The sequence below is a fragment of the Flavobacterium sp. N2550 genome (assembly GCF_025947265.1).
GTDB lineage: Bacteria > Bacteroidota > Bacteroidia > Flavobacteriales > Flavobacteriaceae > Flavobacterium > Flavobacterium endophyticum.
In genome coordinates this window covers 52,741-72,090 of sequence record NZ_CP110007.1, presented here as the reverse complement: position 1 = coordinate 72,090, position 19,350 = coordinate 52,741, and the positions used below count along the sequence as shown (strand labels likewise).

At 37.1% G+C, this 19,350-nt stretch carries 14 protein-coding genes; 7 read left to right on the top strand and 7 right to left on the bottom strand.

The genetic code is table 11. The features are described 5' to 3' along the window. The first annotated feature begins 7 nt into the window (after positions 1–7). Positions 8–1,294 carry a glutamate-1-semialdehyde 2,1-aminomutase gene (gene hemL / locus OLM56_RS00295; protein ID WP_264527927.1) on the top strand — a complete coding sequence of 429 codons (1,287 nt, stop codon included), beginning with the start codon at positions 8–10 and terminating at the stop codon, positions 1,292–1,294. Positions 1,295–1,349: 55 nt separating this feature from the next. On the opposite strand, the gene OLM56_RS00290 is transcribed toward hemL, so the two are convergent. From OLM56_RS00290 to OLM56_RS00270, 5 genes are all read right to left on the bottom strand, one after another. Then, entirely contained in the window at positions 1,350–1,667 is a 318-nt protein-coding gene (locus OLM56_RS00290; RefSeq protein WP_264527926.1) for a hypothetical protein, read from the bottom strand. A 79-nt stretch (positions 1,668–1,746) separates the two neighbouring features. Continuing rightward, entirely contained in the window at positions 1,747–2,169 is a 423-nt protein-coding gene (locus OLM56_RS00285; protein WP_264527925.1) for a hypothetical protein, read from the bottom strand. A gap of 153 nt (positions 2,170–2,322) precedes the next feature. Further along, positions 2,323–2,649: a hypothetical protein gene (locus OLM56_RS00280; protein WP_264527924.1), complete on the bottom strand. Its 327-nt coding sequence runs from the start codon at positions 2,647–2,649 to the stop codon at positions 2,323–2,325. 309 nt (positions 2,650–2,958) lie between these two features. Further along, positions 2,959–4,662, bottom strand: a complete 1,704-nt coding sequence (lysS, locus tag OLM56_RS00275) for a lysine--tRNA ligase (RefSeq protein WP_264527923.1) — start codon at positions 4,660–4,662, stop codon at positions 2,959–2,961. A gap of 130 nt (positions 4,663–4,792) precedes the next feature. Next, positions 4,793–5,605: a GEVED domain-containing protein gene (locus OLM56_RS00270; protein WP_264527922.1), complete on the bottom strand. Its 813-nt coding sequence runs from the start codon at positions 5,603–5,605 to the stop codon at positions 4,793–4,795. A 169-nt stretch (positions 5,606–5,774) separates the two neighbouring features. Between OLM56_RS00270 and lipB the strand changes: the two genes are divergently transcribed. Continuing rightward, on the top strand, positions 5,775–6,494 hold the full coding sequence (lipB, locus tag OLM56_RS00265; RefSeq protein WP_264527921.1) for a lipoyl(octanoyl) transferase LipB: 720 nt from the start codon (positions 5,775–5,777) through the stop codon (positions 6,492–6,494). Here lipB and OLM56_RS00260 read toward each other — a convergent pair. Beyond that, positions 6,491–7,099 (bottom strand): ribonuclease HII, encoded by a 609-nt coding sequence (locus OLM56_RS00260; protein WP_264527920.1) that lies wholly within the window; start codon positions 7,097–7,099, stop codon positions 6,491–6,493. The two genes, lipB and OLM56_RS00260, sit on opposite strands and share 4 nt — an antisense overlap. A gap of 194 nt (positions 7,100–7,293) precedes the next feature. On the opposite strand from OLM56_RS00260, the gene OLM56_RS00255 reads away from it, so the two are divergent. The 5 genes from OLM56_RS00255 to OLM56_RS00235 all read left to right on the top strand — a co-directional run bounded on the left by OLM56_RS00255 (position 7,294) and on the right by OLM56_RS00235 (position 17,501). Further along, a complete protein-coding gene (locus OLM56_RS00255) occupies positions 7,294–10,434 on the top strand; it encodes a SusC/RagA family TonB-linked outer membrane protein (protein ID WP_121375073.1) in 3,141 nt (1,046 codons plus the stop codon). 14 nt (positions 10,435–10,448) lie between these two features. Continuing rightward, positions 10,449–11,978, top strand: a complete 1,530-nt coding sequence (locus tag OLM56_RS00250; RefSeq protein WP_121375072.1) for a RagB/SusD family nutrient uptake outer membrane protein — start codon at positions 10,449–10,451, stop codon at positions 11,976–11,978. Between the two features lie 112 nt (positions 11,979–12,090). Continuing rightward, positions 12,091–13,947 carry a S8 family serine peptidase gene (locus OLM56_RS00245; RefSeq protein WP_264527919.1) on the top strand — a complete coding sequence of 619 codons (1,857 nt, stop codon included), beginning with the start codon at positions 12,091–12,093 and terminating at the stop codon, positions 13,945–13,947. A gap of 94 nt (positions 13,948–14,041) precedes the next feature. Further along, positions 14,042–16,012, top strand: coding sequence for a putative porin (locus tag OLM56_RS00240; protein ID WP_264527918.1), 1,971 nt, complete (start codon positions 14,042–14,044; stop codon positions 16,010–16,012). A 127-nt stretch (positions 16,013–16,139) separates the two neighbouring features. Further along, positions 16,140–17,501, top strand: coding sequence for a pyridoxal-phosphate dependent enzyme (locus OLM56_RS00235; RefSeq protein WP_264527917.1), 1,362 nt, complete (start codon positions 16,140–16,142; stop codon positions 17,499–17,501). 62 nt (positions 17,502–17,563) lie between these two features. On the opposite strand, the gene OLM56_RS00230 is transcribed toward OLM56_RS00235, so the two are convergent. Further along, positions 17,564–19,237: a PNGase F N-terminal domain-containing protein gene (locus tag OLM56_RS00230; RefSeq protein ID WP_264527916.1), complete on the bottom strand. Its 1,674-nt coding sequence runs from the start codon at positions 19,235–19,237 to the stop codon at positions 17,564–17,566. Positions 19,238–19,350: the final 113 nt, after the last annotated feature.

Below are 19,350 nucleotides of genomic sequence, written 5' to 3'. Positions count from 1 at the left end.
GAAAAATATGCTATACCAAAGAAGCAGCCAGCTTTTTGCTGAAGCTGAAAAAGTAATTCCTGGAGGAGTCAATTCTCCAGTCCGTGCGTTTAAAGCCGTTGGCGGTACGCCGATTTTTGTCAAATCTGCTAAAGGGGCGTATCTGTTCGACGAGGACGGTAACAAGCTCATCGATTATATCAACTCTTGGGGACCGATGATTTTGGGCCATGCTTTTGATCCAGTTGTCAATGCCGTAATCGAAAGGGCGAAGCTCGGGACATCTTTCGGGATGCCGACAGCTTTAGAAACAGAAATTGCAGAATTGGCCGTTTCGATGGTGCCTAATATTGACAAGATTCGTTTTGTAAATTCAGGGACAGAAGCTTGCATGAGTGCGATCCGCTTGGCAAGAGGCTATACCAAAAGAGATAAGATTATCAAATTTGCAGGCTGTTATCACGGACATTCGGATTCGTTTTTGATACAAGCTGGAAGCGGAGCGATTACTTTCGGAGCGCCAAACAGCCCAGGCGTGACGCAAGGCACTGCAAAAGATACGTTGCTGGCGAAATACAATGATCTTGAGAATGTAGCCGAATTGTTTGCTGCCAATCCAAATGAAATTGCGGCCATCATCATAGAGCCAGTAGCAGGAAACATGGGCTGTATTCCTCCTCAAAAAGGGTTTTTACAGGCTTTACGAGAACTTTGCGATAAAAACGGCACATTGCTTATCTTTGATGAAGTAATGACCGGATTTCGCTTGGCAAAAGGCGGAGCGCAAGAATTGTTTGGTATTAAAGCGGATATCGTGACTTTTGGAAAGGTAATTGGCGGCGGACTCCCGGTTGGAGCTTTTGCGGCAAGAAACGAAATCATGAATTATCTGGCACCGCTTGGGCCTGTGTATCAAGCAGGAACATTATCTGGGAATCCTCTGGCGATGGCGGCAGGTCTGGAAATGCTGAAAGCTTTACGCACAGATGCCGGAGTTTTCCAACGTTTGGAAGAAAAAACGGCTTATCTTGAAAAAGGGATACGAGAAAAATTGACGGCAAATAACGTCAAGTTTACCATCAATAGGGTAGGCTCGATGATTTCGATTCATTTTGACGAAAGTCAGGTAACGGATTTGCAATCGGCTTCAAAAGGCGATAACGAATATTTCAAGAAATTCTTCCACGGATTGCTACAAGAAGGTATTTATATTGCTCCTTCTGCTTATGAAACGTGGTTCATAACCGATGCTTTGACTTACGAAGACTTAGATTTTACTATAAAGGCTGTAGACAAAGTAACAAAACAGTTCTAAAATAAAAAGGCTTTCCGATCGGAAAGCCTTTTTTCTATTACATGCTCAATTGTTATTATTGAGTCAATTGTTTTAATAATGCAGGATTGCTGTCGATTTTGGCCATCTGGTCGGCATTTAAAGTACCTCTCAATTTAGCATCGATCGATTTGTAAATGACTTTTTTCTTGTCATCTGAAAGTCCTGGTTTTGACAACGCTTCATGTTTCTTTTTGAAAAGTTCTAAGAATGTGGCTTTATTCTGCTCGCTCAGCGTTACCGCCTCAGATAAGGAAGCAACATCTTTTTTTGCTTGTTCGGATGGATTTGCTTGTGCAAAAGAAGCAATCGTGAAGGCAAAAAATACAGATAGAATAGCAATAAATTTTTTCATAATAAATGAATTTGTTTTGATATAGTATATCAAATTTGAAGCCAATTTAAGATAATTTCAAAAAAGAGTCAACTTTTGCTTACTTTTTTTCAGCTCTTTTTTTTCTGTCTTGCAGTTTTTCTTTGGCTTTTTCGCGTCTTTCTGTCTTCATAGCTTCCCATTTTTTAGTCTGTTCTGGAGTCAGGATGGCTTTGATTTTTGCGTCTGTGGCTTCCATTTCCGCCTTTCTTTCAGAACGTTTCGCTTCCATCACTTTTTCTCTTTCGGCTCTTTTAGCTTCTCTTTTTGCAGATTGTTCAGAAAGTACCGCGGCCATCTGTTTTTGCTGTGATTCGCTTAGGCTTAAATCGGCAGTCAGCTTTTTCAGGTGTTTTTCATTACGCTGTTCTGGAGTCAATTTTTCCATTCTAGCTTTTTCTGCTCTTTTGCCTTCTGCTGGCTTTTCTTGTGCAAACGACGTCATTCCGATCATCAATACTGCAAGTGCAAACATTTTTTTCATAATTTTTCCTTTTATTAATTTTTAGTTTGATGGTAAGACCTTGATAAAAATAAAAGGTTTAATGAGAAGGTGTTTTTTCTGATTTATTTAAGACTTTCAGAAAAACAGGAGCGAAAAAAAGCCCGCTTATAAGCGGGCTTTTGGTTTTGTATATTATTGAACTAATTTTTTGTAAAGTTCTCTGTTTGCTTTTAGTTTTTTAAGCTGCTCTGGCGATAATAGTTCTGCTAGTTTTGCCTCAGTTTCTGTAGAAATTTGTGCTTTTTGCTCTGCAGTAAGATCTGTCTGCGTTAAGAATTTATGTTTCGCATAAAACGCTTCTTTGATTTCTCTTTCTGATGCTTTTGATATTGGAACTACCTTGTTTAAGGCTGCAAAATCTGCCGCTGCTGCCGTATCAGGATTTTTTTGTCCTTCCTGAGCTACTGCGCTGATTGAGAATGCTAAGAAAAGAGCAAGAATAGCGAATATTTTTTTCATAATTGTTGATTTGAATAGGTTTAAGAAACCAAATCTAAATCATTTAAAAATAAAATCAAAGAAATATAATGGTAAAATTATGACTTGTAAATTTTTTTAACAGGATTGCTGTCTTTGAATAGGATGAGTTTCGAAAGTTTATGCTAAAATAGCATTATATGGTGTGGGTTGAAGCTTTTTTATTTGGATTGAAGACTTTCTTGATTGGTTAAGGGCTTTAGTGTGCATTAAAGATTTTGCTGTTTGGCAATTGATTATACTAAAAAAGACCGTTCATTAAAACGGTCCTTTTGGTTAGAGTCAGGAAAATTATCCTATATGTTCTACTATTTTGTCTTCGCCGTTTACGGCTACTTTTACTAAGGCATGTTTGGACAAAGATTTCATGGCAGCGTCCCATTTTTTACCGCTTAAGTCTGCTTTGACTTTTAATAAGTTCAAAGGCATGGCATTTTCATTGGCTTTCAAGATTTCAATGATTCCTTTTTCTTCAGCAGATAATTCTACCTCTACTGCTTTTTTCTCAGGACGCATTTGAGGGAAGAATAAGACTTCTTGAATCGAAGCGTTATTGGTCAAGAACATAATCAAACGATCCATGCCGATTCCCAAGCCTGACGTAGGAGGCATTCCGTATTCTAAGGCTCTAAGGAAGTCATTGTCGATGAATTGAGTTGCTTCGTCATCGCCTCTTTCTGACAATTTCAACTGTGCTTCAAAACGTTCTCTTTGGTCGATCGGGTCGTTTAGCTCGGAATACGCATTTGCTACTTCTTTTCCGCAGACCATCAATTCAAAACGCTCTGTAAGATCTGGGTTGTCGCGGTGTTCTTTGCAAAGCGGACTCATTTCTTTTGGATAATCGGTAATGAAAGTCGGCTGGATAAAGTTTCCTTCACATTTTTCTCCGAAAATTTCGTCGATTAGCTTTCCTTTACCCATAGTTTCATCTACAGCAATTCCCATAGATTTTGCAGCTTCGAATATTTCTTTTTCCGATTTTCCAGAAATATCAAAACCAGTATATTTTATGATAGCGTCGGTCATTGTAACTCTTGCGTAAGGCGCCTTGAAGCTTACGTGGTGCTCTCCAAAGGTAGCATCGGCAGTTCCATTTACGGCAATGGCGCAATGTTCCAAAAGATTTTCAGTAAACTCCATCATCCAGTTGTAGTCTTTATAGGCTACATAGATTTCCATAGCGGTGAATTCAGGATTATGCGTCCTGTCCATTCCTTCATTTCTGAAGTTTTTGGAGAATTCGTATACGCCGTCAAAACCACCTACGATCAATCTTTTCAGATATAATTCGTTGGCAATTCTCATGTATAAAGGAATATCCAAAGAGTTATGATGCGTGATAAATGGCCTAGCGGCAGCACCTCCAGGGATAGATTGCAATACAGGAGTTTCGACTTCCATGTATCCGGCCGTATTGAAGAAGTTTCGCATCGCATTGAACAATTTTGTTCTTTTTACGAAAACTTCTTTTACCTCCGGATTCACGACTAGGTCTACATAACGCTGGCGGTAACGCAATTCTGGATCGGTAAAACCATCGTGCAGATTGCCTTCAGCATCTGTTTTTGGCAGAGGCAACGGACGAAGGGTTTTGCTCAATAGGGTGAAATTCGTGACGCGGATTGATTTTTCACCTACCTGCGTAGTGAACAATTCACCTTCAACTCCAATAAAATCGCCTAAGTCTACCAGTTTTTTGAATACCTCATTATATAAGGTTTTGTCTTCGCCTGGGCAAAGCTCATCACGATTAATATAAATCTGTACGCGTCCTTCGCTGTCTTGCAAGGAAGCAAAAGAAGCTTTTCCTTGAATACGAGTACTCATCACGCGGCCTGCAACAATCACTTTCTTTCCTTCTTCAAAAGCGTCCTTGACCTGTTTCGAGGTGTGATCCACTGGAAACAAATTAGCCGGATATGGGTTGATGCCGAGTTCTCTCAACTTGCCCAATTTTTCTCTTCTGATGATTTCTTGTTCTGAAAGTTGCATATCGTATTAATTTTAAGCGTGCAAAGATAGTTAAAAGTTGGAAAGTCAGAAAATCAAAAACTTGAAAAGATAAAATAAAAAGGCCGTCACGTTTAAGCGACAGCCTTTATGATTTTGGATTGAGCAAGGGTTAGTTTGCTATTTTTTTGATATGCGTAATTTGATCGGCAGTCCTTACTTTCAATACTAAAATTTGATTGGCAAAAAGCGAACTGTCCAGGCTTGAAACATTGTTGTTGATGCCTGTTTTATAATAAATCAGTTTGCCTGTAAGATCATATAATTCAACTTGCTCAATTAAGTCGGCAGCGCTGTTGATGTTTAACATGCCGTTTGATTTAGAAATTGCCAGTTTGTTTGCCGCATTTACGTCGTCAATGCTTAAAAGAGGTTGGATGTTTACGGTGTAATCTTCTGTTTCGCCATATTCATCCTCTTCATCACAGGCTTGCTCGCCTGTTGCTGCCACTGCTCCAACTGCTGCTACACGAACTCTCATTCTCTTGTTGCCTGCTGTTGCAGTTTGGATTGTGATATTTCCTGTAACTACACTTCCGCTTCCGGTACCGATATAGGTAAATTCTGAAGTTTCAAAAATTTCATTTCCGTTATAATCGATCCAAACGCTGACAGATTCATTTGACCATCCGTCTCCAACTGTTACAGAAATAGGATAGGAGGTTCCCATAGTAAGAGTTGGCGCAGCCATGGCTGTAAAATCATTGTAACCGTCACCGCCGCATGTGCTCGCGTTCGTTAATGTTGCTAGCGAGACATTTAGGATCAGATCGTCATCCGTGCAGTCTAAAAAAGGCTCGCAGTACTGTGAGTGGGCTTCAAATCCCAGAGAGCAGAAAGCAATTCCGAAAACGAATTTCAAGTTGCGAAAAAAGCTTTTACCAAATAGTGGATTTTGGTTTTTAAGAGTAGTTTTTCTAATCATAAATGTAAAGTTTTAGGGGTTAATGTTAATATTACGTTATTGTAAATATATAAAAAGATTTAAATATCTGACAATCAGGTGTGATTTTGTGGTTTAGAAGTAAGGAATGAGTTTTATAGATCATGGCATTTTAGTTTGTAACTTTGTATTCTTAAAAGGTTAAATTGAAATGAACAAAAAAATTCAACTTCTAGACTTAGGTCAAAAAGATTATAAAGAAACTTGGGGATATCAAGAAGATTTGTTCAAGGACATACTGGATCTAAAAATCAGGAACAGAAGAGAAGAGTTGGAACTAGAAACTCCAAATTATTTTCTCTTTGTAGAACATCCGCATGTATATACGTTAGGAAAGAGTGGCGATTTGAGCAATTTGCTGTTGAGCGAAAAGCAGCTAGAAGACAAAGGGGCTACTTTTTATAAAATCAACCGAGGCGGCGATATCACCTATCATGGGCCAGGGCAGATCGTGGGCTATCCTATTTTGGATTTGGAGAATTTTTTCACAGACATCCATAAATACCTGCGTTTTTTAGAAGAAGTCTTTATTCGGGTTTTGGCTGATTATGGCTTGACAGGCACTAGGAGCGAAGGCGAGACAGGAGTCTGGTTGGGTGTCGGGACGCCATTTGCTAGAAAAATATGTGCTTTGGGCGTTCGTGCTTCCCGCTGGGTTACGATGCATGGGTTTGCCTTGAATGTAAATTCTGATCTGGGCTATTTTGATAATATTATCCCATGTGGAATAAGAGGGAAGGCGGTAACTTCTTTAAATGTCGAACTTGGTGTTGAAGAAGTAGATGTGGCCGAAGTGAAAGAAAAGATCAAGAAGCATTTTACCGAGCTTTTCGAATCTCAGTTTGTGGCTTTCCAAAAAGAAACAGTCTAAAATTCTTGAAAATCGATTTCTAATTGTTCTGGCAACAGTCGGAATGACATCCTATGGTATTTTGTGGTGCCATAGTTTCGTATGGCTTCGCGATGTTCTTTTGTCGGGTAACCTTTGTTTTGTTTCCAATTATACATTGGAAATTCTTCATGAATTTGATTCATGTATTCATCCCTATATGTTTTAGCTAAAACAGAAGCGGCGGCAATGCTTAAGTACTTGCTGTCACCTTTGATGATACAGCTGTGCGGGATGTTTTCTACGGGCTTAAAACGATTTCCGTCTACAATTATATAATTAGGTATGGGAGTTAGCTTTTTTATGCAGGACTGCATGGCATGTATCGAAGCGTTCAAGATGTTAATTTCGTCAATAATTATAGGATCAATATGCGTTACCGAGAAACAAAGCGCGTTTTCTTCTATTATAGGTCTTAAAAGGTCTCTGTTTTTTTCTGAAAGCTGTTTGGAATCATTCAATAATTCATTGATAAAGTTTTCCGGAAGTATTAGGGCAGCGGCAGTCACAGGGCCTGCAAGGCATCCTCGGCCGGCTTCGTCGGTGCCACATTCAAATGTCAAATTGGAATAACTAGTAAGTAACATATCTGCGTTTTAGCAAAACTATAAAAAATAACGCAACCTTTTGATTTTTGTGTATCTAATAGGTAGATTATGTGCAAAAATCTGAAGTAATGGTCTTTTTTAACATTCGTAAAAATATTATTCCGGAGTAATATTTGTTTATTTAAGAAATTATTAAGAAGTTTGCAGGATAACTAACTCAAATAAATTTAAATATGAGATCGAAGTTCAAATGGATTTTTGCGCTTTTACTAGCGTTTTCAATGCAGTTTTCGTTCGCACAGGAGAAAACTATTTCTGGTACAATTACCGATAGCCAAGGCCTACCATTGCCTGGCGTTGCAGTTGTAGTTAAAGGGACAACTCGTGGAACACAAACTGATTTTGATGGTAAGTATTCCATCGCTGCAAGTCAGGGAGAGGTTTTGGTGTTTACGTATGTAGGTCATAAAACTTCTACAGTAACTGTTGGAGCTTCTAGCTCAGTAAATGTGGCTTTGCAAGAAGAAGCGACTTCTTTGGAAACTGTGGTTGTGGATAGCTATAGAACTACAAGTAAGAAAAGATCAGCGAATGCTGTTGCTACAATTACTTCAGAGACTATGGAAGGAAGACCTAACGTTTCATTTTTGCAAACACTTCAGTCTCAGGTTGCAGGTTTGAATATTGCAACATCATCTGGTTCACCAGGTTCTGCAAAAATTGACGTAATCTTGAGAGGACTTTCTTCTGTGAATGGTAACACAGAGCCTTTGTTCATTATTGACGGAGTTGCTGCTAACCAAAACGTATTCAGAAGTTTCAACTCTGAGGATATCGAGCGTATTGACGTTCTTAAAGATGCCGGTGCAACTTCTATTTATGGTAATAGAGGAGCAAACGGGGTTATTGTTGTAAAAACTAAGAGAGGTTCTTATAATTCAAAATTGAAAGTAAGATACACTGCTACAACAGGTTTTACAAATTTGCAAGATCACGATTATAAGCTTACAAACGCTCAACAGCTTCTTACATTGGAGAACATAGTGGGTGCTGGTATGGGTGCAACGTTAACTCCAGAGCAAGTTGCGGGCTGGAATTCTCCATTAACTCCTGAATTGTCAGTAGGATTGACTGAAAACCAAATTAAATATTGGGGTACAAATACAGATTGGCAAAAGGTTTTCTTTAGAACTGGAATCTCAAAAAATCATAACCTTAGCTTTACTCAAGGTAGTGAGAACATGACAAACTTTACGTCATTGAGCTATTTCGACCAAGATGGTATTGTTCCAAATACAGGTTTCAAAAGATTTACTTTTAGAACTAACTTTACAGGTAAGTCTGCAGATGGTAAATTTACTTATGGTACTAATTTAACTGCTGCTTACTCTAAAAGGGTTCAGTTAGAGCAAGAAACAAGAACTGACATTAATGCGAATACACTTCAAAACCCATTACAAGGTCTTTTAGCTTCTCAGCCATATTTAAACCCAGCGCAGTATGTGAATGGTCAACAATTGTTTGATGAATTTGGAGCGCCAAGTTTCGAAATCAATCCTTTCATGTTGATGGATTATTTAAATCCTGAAAATATCCCAAGCTCATTCGAAGAGACTAAAATTTTAGCTAATGCTACAGCTACATATAATTTTACTGATGCATTAAGCTTCACTACTACAATGGGTATTGATTATGTATTAAACCAAAGACTTTTTGCAAGAGCGCCACAATCTTATTTGGCAATTGTTGCAACACCAGCAGGTGCACAGTTTGGTGGTATTGAGCAACAACAAACAGATAGAGATTTCTCTTTCAATCTTGTTAACAAGTTGAGCTATAACAAAACTTTCAACGATAAACATACTGTTGAAGTATCTGTGTTTAATGAGTACATCAAAGCTCACAGAAGAGCTGAAAACTGGACACAACAAGGTCTTGATCCAAGAACTTGGTCTTTAGGAGCAGGTACTGGTTTTGTTCCTTTCAACCCAGCAACACCTACATTATATAATAGAATTATTGGTGGTTTGAAAAGAGATGCTGGATTGTTCTCTTACTTTGCTACTGCAAGTTATGATTATGATTCTAAATATGGTGTTGAGGCAACTGTTCGTAGAGATGCTTCTTACAAATTTATCCAAGACAATACTTGGGGTACTTTCTGGTCTGTTTCTGCAAGATGGAACATCGATCAAGAAGCTTTCATGGAAAACTCAATCTTTGATGTTTTAAAATTAAGAGCATCTTACGGTACTACAGGTAACCAAAACGTATTGGCAGCGGCTTATGGAGCTAACCCTCTATACTTGGCTAACAACAACGTAAGAGATTTGAACTCTTCTCAAGCAGGTTATAACAACGCAGCTTCACTTGGTGTAGCAACTATTGCAAACGTTGACCTTCAATGGGAAACTACTAAACAAGCTAACGTGGGTATTGATTTCACAATGTGGAAACGTTTATCTGGTTCGTTAGATGTGTATAGAAAAAAGACTATAGACTTATTTGATGACAACTACGTATCAGCTGTTAACCAGCTTTATACTATCGCTGCTAATACTCAATCTAGTATTATTAACAGTGGTGTGGAGTTGTTATTGAGATATGATGTTTTCAAAGAAGGTGATTTTAAATTGGATTTATTCGTAAACGGTTCTTATAACAAAAACGAATGGGCTGATTTAGTATATCCAAACCCAGCAAATGATTTTATCCAAGTAGCTGACAATTTTGTTCAACAAAATGGTAGCCAAATCAATACTTATTTTGTTGTTCCTTACGTAGGAGTTAATCCTGATAATGGTAACTTATTGTTCTTAGATAGAAACAATAATCTTACAGAAACTCCAACAAACGAAGATAGAAGAAATTCTGGAAAATCAATGATCCCAAAATACCAAGGTGGATTTGGTTTCAATACATCTTACAAAGGATTCTTTGTTAACGCAAACTTCTCTTTCGTAGCTGATATTTACAGATTTGATTTTGACCTTTTGAACTTGTCAAATCCAGCTAGTGGAATCGGAACAGGCCCTGTAGTTTCTGAGCTTTTAAATGCTTGGACGCCAACAAACACTGGTTCTAATGTTCCTTCATTAACAGCTACAAATATTAATGCTGCTGAGACTTTCTCTGATAGATACTTAGTTGATGCTGATTATATCAGAATGAGAAACTTATCTTTTGGATATGAGTTCCCTGCTAAATTGCTTGATAAGACATTATTCTCAGGAGTAAAATTCTATACTCAGTTAGAAAACTATTTGACTTGGTCTAAATGGAGAGGATTTGATGTTGAAGGATTAAACTCTAGCAACCAAGGAGGATATCCATCTCCTAAAGTTATTTCTTTCGGTGTAGACTTACAATTTTAAAAAAAAAGATAATTATGAAAAAAATAAGATTAATACTTTTGTTTGCCATAGGCTTGTCGCTTTTTTCTTGCGAGGATGCTTATCGTATTGAACAAGACGGTGAATTCGGTGAAAACGTTACTTTTCAGTCTCTAGATGACATGCAATTGTATCTTAACCAAGTTTACAATAGAGCAACAATTACTAATGAGATTGCATTCAGTGCTGTATTTACAGATGAATTAGGTATAGGTTCTCAAAATGCGGGTCAAAATCTTGATTTGTATAAATATACATTGAATAGTGCAACAGCTGAGCCTGCTGCTATGTGGTTATCACACTACACTTTGATTAACTATACAAATAGATTTTTAAGAGGTGCCGCTAGAATTACTCCAGAAGCTGATGAAGTAGCTGCGTATAATTCTATGGTTGCTCAAGCAAGAGCTTTAAGAGCTTTCGGTCACTTCCAATTGCTTTCTTTCTTCTCTGAGAATATCAAAGATGACAATGCATTGGGTGTAATCTTGATGGATAGAGTTCCTGCATTAACTGAAGAGTTACCTAGAAATACAAACGGTGAAGTTTTCGCATTAATCGAATCTGATTTGACTTATGCTGATGCTAACTTAGTTGACCAAGCTGGAGCTAATAGCTTTAAGTTTGTATCTAAAAATTTCTTGAACGCTTTCAGAGCTAGAATGTATGCTTACAGAGGTAACTATACTCTTGCTGCACAATATGCTGATATCGTAATCAATACTTCAGGATTGAATTTGACTGCTGCTACTCCTTATGTAGCAGGTAACTTCTACACTGCGACTACTACTAACCCATACCGTCAAATGTTTGCAGACGTTAATCAAGGTGAGATTATCTTAAGCTTGGCTAGACCTGCTGCTCAAGGTGGTATTGCTGGTACATTCTATTTCAACAGAACGAACTTGTCTGGAGGTCCTTTCCACGATATGGGAAGAAATCTTTTCAACTTGTTAGGAACATTTGAGCAAGGAGATATCAGAAGAAGAGCTTATATTGATCCAACTTCTGTTATTGCTGCTGATCCTGCAACTGTTGCAAATTATAAAGGAGCAGACGTTTTATTGATTGATAAATATCCTGGTAAAGCCGGAGGTGATTTAACAAATGATTTGAAAGTTTTCAGATTGTCTGAAATGTACTTCATCAAAGCTGAGGCTTTAGCTTCAACTGGTAATATAAATGGAGCTACAAATTCAGTAGCTGCTATCTTGAAACAAATAAGAGATAGAAGAAACTATCTAGGTCTTGTTCAGCCTCTTCCAAATTATGCTTCTGCTACTGAGGCTTGGGCTGATATCCTAAAAGAAAGACGTATCGAACTTTGTTTTGAAGGTCACCGTTACATTGACTTGAAAAGGTTAGGTGGTTTGGCTAACGTAACAATCGACAGATACTTTAGAGATTGCGAAGAAAACAACGTTCCTGTTTGTAGTTTGCCTCTTACTGATCACAGATTTACATTGCCTATTCCTCTTGATGAGATGTTAGGTAATAGAAATATCCAACAAAATACAGATTACTAGTTTTTAGTAATTAAAATTTTAAAAAGCTGTTATTTTTTAACAGCTTTTTTTTTTATTGCTTTCGTTATTATTTTACATTTGTTAAATCTAAAAATATTCAATACTATTAAAAATGAAGGGATTACTACTATTTTTATTAATGCCTGTCTATGTTTTTTCTCAAAATGCAGAAGAAAGGCAGAAGATTATAACTTCTTACGACAAGAAAGAAGTGGAACAACTGAAAGAATATTCAAAAGCACGTAGCTTAGAGCAAAAGAAACTGATTGATGACTATAAGGCAAAAAATCTATTTGTCGAAAGTGAAACACATTCTTTGCAACGAATTTTTAATGGTATTCCAATATTCTTCACTACTTCCAATGCAGGTTCTTCTCAGACCATAAAAACGAATACACTATATCCAGGGGGATCTTTGGGTCTTAATATTACTGGTTCTGGTATGACTGCTGGTGTATGGGATGGCGGTAAAGTTAGAAATACACATACCGAATTTCAAACAGGCCGAGTACTATTAAACGATGCTGCAACTACATTAAGCTTACATGCGACTCACGTTACTGGAACAATTATAGCAAGAGGAGCCGGATTAGGAGCACGTAGAGGTATTGCCTATCAAGCACAAGCACTTACTCATGATTGGGATAATGATTATGATGAAATGGTTAGTTTTGGTAGCCAAGGTTTCTTGGTTTCTAATCATTCCTATGGATATGCTTCTGCCTCATTACCCGTTTGGCTTTTTGGGCAATACGATACTTCTTCAAGAGAAATTGATATGTTAGCTAATGCTTATCCTTACTATCAGATTGTTATTGCTGCCGGTAATGATAGAGATCAGTCTTTTGCTCACGTTGTTCAGAATGGAGGATATGATTTATTATCTGGAACTGGAACTTCAAAAAACGGAATTACTGTTGCGGCTGTAAATGAAGTATTGAATTATACAGGGGCCGGAAGTGTTGTAATGAGTGATTTCAGTAATTATGGCCCTACAGATGATGGTCGTATTAAGCCAGACATTGCTGCTAAAGGTGTTAATGTGTCATCTTCAGTGAGCAGCTCTGATACAGCTTACGGAGAGTTAAATGGAACTTCTATGGCAGCTCCTGCAATTACAGGGATGGTTGTGCTATTACAAAAACACTATAACAACATTAATGCAGCTTACATGAAAGCGGCAACTGTTAGGGGGTTAATTTGCCATTCTGCGAGTGAGGCAGGTGCAAATCCAGGTCCTGATTATGAATTTGGATGGGGATTAGCGAATGCTGAAGCAGCTGCTAGAATTATTTCTGGTAAAGGTACGACAACAATCTTAGAAGAAAATACTTTGGCAAATGCACAGACTTTTACTAAGAATATTAGCATAAGCGGTCCGCAAAAATTACAAGTTACAATTTGTTGGACAGATCCTGTTGGAGCATTAAATACTGCAGGTACCTTAAATAATAGAGTTCCAAGACTTAGAAACAATCTGGATTTGAAAATCTTAAAAGACGGTACTACTTACTATCCATGGAAAATGAATCCAGATGATCAATTTTCTGGTGCTACTCGCAACTCAGATAACGAAGTTGACAATGTTGAAAAAGTTGAAATCGATGTAGCGCAGGCTGGAACTTATACGATTCAAGTTACTCACAAAGGAACTTTAGTAAACGGTTCGCAAGAATTTGCATTGATTGCAAATAGTGATAATGGGTTGACTTTAAACAGAGATAATTTTATTGCTGATAATTCTATCGTTGTATATCCGAATCCTGTTGCAAACAATCTTAATTTCTCATTAGCTAATGATATCGTGCTGTCAGATATCTCTATTTTTGATATTACAGGAAAATTAGTTATTTCAAGTAAAGACTTTTCATCGAATTCTGTTAATGTTTCTAATCTTCAATCAGGAGTTTATTTTGCTAAGTTCTCTAGCCAAGATAAAACGGTTACAAGAAAATTCATCAAACAATAATTCTATATGATGTTCTAAAGCCCGCTTTTAAAGCGGGTTTTTTTATGTTTTTATTTTACTTAAAAAAAGTATCTTTGCTCAAATTGTTTTTTAGATGGCAAAGTTTTTTTATGTAGCGATATTTTTATTACCTCTGTTTGCGCTTGCACAAGAGAAAGATTTGCCGACAAAAGAAAATGTCGCTGTTACAAATAAGGCCAAAAAATCTAAATTAGCTGAACCGTCTAAAAATGACTCGATTGCTACAATTGATCTGTATAAGATAATCACTTTGCAACATGATACTACGTATGTAGATACATCGCTGACCATTCAAAAAGAATATAAGTTTAATTATCTGAGAAAAGATAATTTTGGGTTGCTTCCTTTTTCAAATGAAGGACAGACATTCAATACGCTTCAATACGGACTTAATAAAAGTACTGCCTATCCAAGTTTTGGTTTTGCTGGAAAACATTTCAATTACTTGGAAGTCGATGACATAAAATATTATAATGTTGCCACTCCGATGACTGAATTATATTTCAAGACGGTTATGGAACAAGGCCAGATGATTGATGCTTTTATTACGTTGAATACTTCCGAAAGATTAAATTTTTCAATAGGCTATCGTGGACTTCGTTCGCTCGGAAAGTACGTAAATCAGCTTTCGAGCAATGGGAATTTTAAATTCATGACAAGCTATAATACTTCAAACGAACGGTATTTCTTGAAAGCCCATTTTACGGGTCAGGATTTGACTAATGGCGAAAATGGCGGAATCGTAAGTCTGGAAGATTTTGAAGGAGGCGATAGTGAGTTTGACGATAGAGCCAGATTGGATGTATATTCGCTTGATGCTACTTCGATCCTAAAAGGGAACCGCTATTTTTTCGATCATTATTTTAGGATTAATAAAGAAAAAGGAGGAAACAATCTCTACATTAATCATCAATTTAATTACGAAAATAAATTTTTCGAATATACTCAGCCGACAATTATCACTACGATAACTACTCCTGCACAAGGGACTATTAGGTTGTCAAGATTTGGAACATCCTATCGATCTAGTAATATAAACGATAAGACTAGATACAACCGTATGTACAATAAAGTAGGAGCAACGTATGAGAACAGCACGCTCGGACAGTTCCAGTTTTTTATAGAAGATTTCAGGTATAATTATTTTTACAATCGCATCATTGTGAATCCTACAAATACGGTACAAAACCTTCTGTCGGATGAATTTAATGTAGTCGGTGGCCAATATACTTATCAGAAGAATAATTGGAATGGAAGATTTTTGTTTTCAAGTTCCATTTCCGACCAAAAAATGTCTACTCTTGACGCCAATCTGTCGTATAAATTTGATGACAGAAACAATGTGCATTTCCAATACCAAAATTTAAGCAAAGTGCCAGACCATTTGTTTAATCTTTTTCAAAGCAGCTACGTAGATTATAACTGGTCTAATAATTTCAAAAACGAAAAGATAAACAGCTTGACAGTTAACGCGAATACACAATGGGCAAGCGCCTCGTTGCAGGTTTCAAGCTTAAAGAATCATTTGTATTTCTTTAATGAAAGTACCGTTGCAGACACGCTTACTGTAAAACCAGGCCAATATTCCAAAACGATTAACTATATCTCTTTAAAAGTCTCTAAAGAGTTTAAATTCAGGAAATGGGCACTTGATAATACTGTTCTTTACCAAAAAGCAGATCAAGAAGATGATATCTTGAACGTTCCACAGTTGGTTACGAGAAATACACTGTACTATTCAGACCATCTTTTCAAAAAAGCTTTGTTTTTGCAGACCGGAATTACATTTAGCTATTTTTCTAAATTCTATGCAAATGATTATAATCCGGTTATTGGCGATTTTTATATACAAAATCAAAGAGAAATAGGTGGCTTTCCAACATTTGATTTTTTTATCAATGCTAAAATCCGTCAGACAAGAGTCTATCTAAAAGCAGAACATTTCAACTCTAGCTTTACTGGCAATGATTTCTATTCGGCTCCTAATTATCCTTACCGTGACTTTATCGTGCGTTTTGGATTGGTATGGAACTTCTTCTCATAATTTTTTTTAAGCTGTTTATTGCGAAACTGTAATTTAATGAAATTACGGAATGTATAATTTATGCTTCATAATTCGTAATTAATTTTGTAGTTCCTATCTTTGCGACTTAAATAATCACGAATTATAAATGAAATACGCAAATAATATATTAGAAACTATTGGAAATACGCCTCTAGTAAAATTAAACAAGGTAACTAAAGAGGTCGATGCTTTGGTCTTGGCAAAAGTAGAAACCTTCAATCCTGGCAATTCTGTAAAAGATAGGATGGCCGTGAAAATGATAGAAGATGCTGAAGCAGATGGACGTCTAAAACCAGGAGGAACCATCATTGAAGGGACTTCAGGAAATACCGGAATGGGATTGGCTTTAGGTGCAATAGTAAAAGGATATAAGCTGATTTGCGTAATTTCAGACAAGCAGTCAAAAGAAAAGATGGATATTCTTCGTGCCGTTGGCGCAAGAGTCGTGGTTTGTCCGACTGACGTTGAGCCTACAGATCCACGTTCTTACTATTCAGTTTCGAAAAGGCTGGCAGAAGAAACTCCAAACTCTTGGTATGTAAACCAATACGACAACCCGTCAAATTCATTGGCACATTATGAGCAGACTGGACCTGAAATTTGGGAACAAACCGAAGGCAAGATCACGCATTTTGTAGTAGGTGTTGGAACTGGAGGAACAATTTCTGGAGTTGCAAAATTCTTAAAAGAAAAAAATCCAAACATCAAGATTTGGGGAGTAGATACCTACGGTTCAGTATTCAAAAAATACCATGAGACAGGAATCTTTGATGAAAACGAAATCTATTCGTATATCACTGAGGGAATCGGTGAAGATATCCTTCCAAAAAATGTTGATTTTTCGCTAATTGATGGTTTTACAAAAGTAACCGATAAAGATGCGGCCGTTTATACCAGAAAGATTGCTTTGGAAGAAGGAATATTTGTCGGAAACTCTGCAGGGTCGGCTATAAAAGGACTGTTGCAATTAAAAGAGCATTTCAAACCAGAAGACGTAGTCGTTGTTCTTTTTCACGATTCAGGAAGCCGTTATGTAGGCAAGATGTTCAACGACGACTGGATGCGCGAAAGAGGATTCTTAGACGAAGATATTACCAAAGCAGAAGATGTAATCAAAGATCATATCGATAAGCCGCTTGTGGTTGTTCGTACCGAAGAATTGGTTTCTCATGCAATTGAAAGAATGCGTAAGTATAAAATTTCTCAGATTCCAGTAATCGATATTAATGGTTTTGTAGGTTCTGTCGATGAGACCGATTTGTTCCAAAGTTATGTTTCGGATAAAAATGTGGCTGAAAAACCAATCAAAGAAGTCATGGGAAAACCTTACCCGATTGTAAAAACTGGAACTTCGATCGAAGAAGTTTCCAAATTGTTCAGCAAAGACAATCAAGCGGTGTTGGTTGATTTAGGAAATGGCAAACATCATATCATTACCAAATACGATATTATTGGTTCTATAAAATAACAATCCTATCATATAAAAAAAGCCTAGCACATTGCTAGGCTTTTTTAGTTATATCAACTAAATTATTCTCCAATCAAAACGCCAGAAACATTCCAAGAACTAAAGCTTCCGCCTTCATTTTCTCCTTGCGGTATTTTCACCTGAATTGTATGCTTTCCTGCTTTCAAATCCCCTAAGTCGATTAAGTTAGGATTGGTTACCGTTCCAGGGCACCAATTCGAACGGCTGTAGTCTGATGATGACAATCCGTTTCCAAAATTACCTGAAGCCGGATTAAAAAGACGGTAAGAACCACAATCCATTCGCCAAGGCACAAAACTGAAAGCTTCATTGCCATCTAAAAGAATCGTGTTTTTCTTTGGGACAAATTCATCACCGTTTTCCCAGCCGCCATGTCCGGTCGTAATGTAGCGAAGCTTTGCGTTTTTTATGTCTTTCTCCAAAGTAAAGCTAACTTCGATTCCTTTCTCGTTATTGAACATCGTAGCATATTCTTGGCCTGCCATTTCCATGATATTAGTCGTGTTGAAAAGCGGCAGTAAGAAAGTGTTTTTTGGATTTTGCTTTTCTTCGCTGTGGATTGTGATATTCAAGCTTATTTTATGGCCTCCTTTGTCGTAGGTCCCGATAAAAGCACCTACATATATTTCTTGATTGCTCAACGCTGATTGCAGCTCGGAAATATCTTGACGATACGGAACGCTTTCATGCCAAGTTTTATCTTTCAACTGAATGTGTCCGTATTGTTTTATGCCGAAAGGTGTGAAAAAACGCATCAATTCCAATAGCGGAAGATAATTGCCTGTTTTTACGACACCTTGATACTGCTTTCCGTTTCCATTTTCATAAATAGGAAGCGTTTTGGCTCCTTCTTGCAATCCGTTCAGGAAAGAGAATTTCTCTTTTGCTGGAATTGCGAAAACCGAACCTGTCCTATCATACGCATCACCATTTGACTGTTCTTTCAGGTCAACAAATACTTGGCTTCCAGGTTTGATTTCTGGAAATTTAATCTTCTTTAGGATGATGGTTCCGTTGGCGAATCGAAAAATACTGTCGTTTGATTTTGACTCTTCCGAAAAATTAATGACTTCATTTTCAAAAACAGGGATAGTCGTAAATCGGCTTTTCCATAACAAGTCTCTAAACGTTAGCAAGTCAATAGCCGTGAATTTTGTTTTTAAAGCCGATAAGTTAGCAGGAATCGCTTTGATCTTTTCGATTTTGGTAGTGGTAATTACATAATTGTTGTTGCGGACCATCTCTAATACCAAACCTAATTTTTGGCCTAAAACTGATGGGGCGCCTTTTACGTTTAGGTCATTGGTATACCATAGTTCGATGGTGTTTGAATTTACGATTGTTTTTGCCTTCTTGCATTTGTAGCCTAAAATGGTCTTTGTTTCATTGCTGATTTCAAATGTCTGTTTTCCTAAAGATAAGCTGTCAATCGTAACTATTTTTTTTGAAGCTGAAAGTTGTGCTGACTGGACTATAGCATTTGAATCTTGAGCAATAAAAGTTTCTTCAAATGGAAAATCTGCTTTGCCCATAATATTATTTTCTGAAGTGATAATCGTTTCCTTCGAATCAGAAAAAACTAAAATTGGATCTTGGCCTTCGATTGTTTTTCCGTTGGAGGATCTGGAGTAGCTTATTTTATAAGCCTTGTTATTCTTTTGGGCTGTAGAAGCAATTGTAAAAAAAGCAAAGAGCAATAAAATGTAGTATCTCATGGTGATTATGATAGTTAGAATAGCAAATATATGTTTGTTTGTTAAATAAATTTTGCTACATTAGTTAATCTTTTGAATGATAAACGCCTAGAATTTTTTAAAATCCATACAAA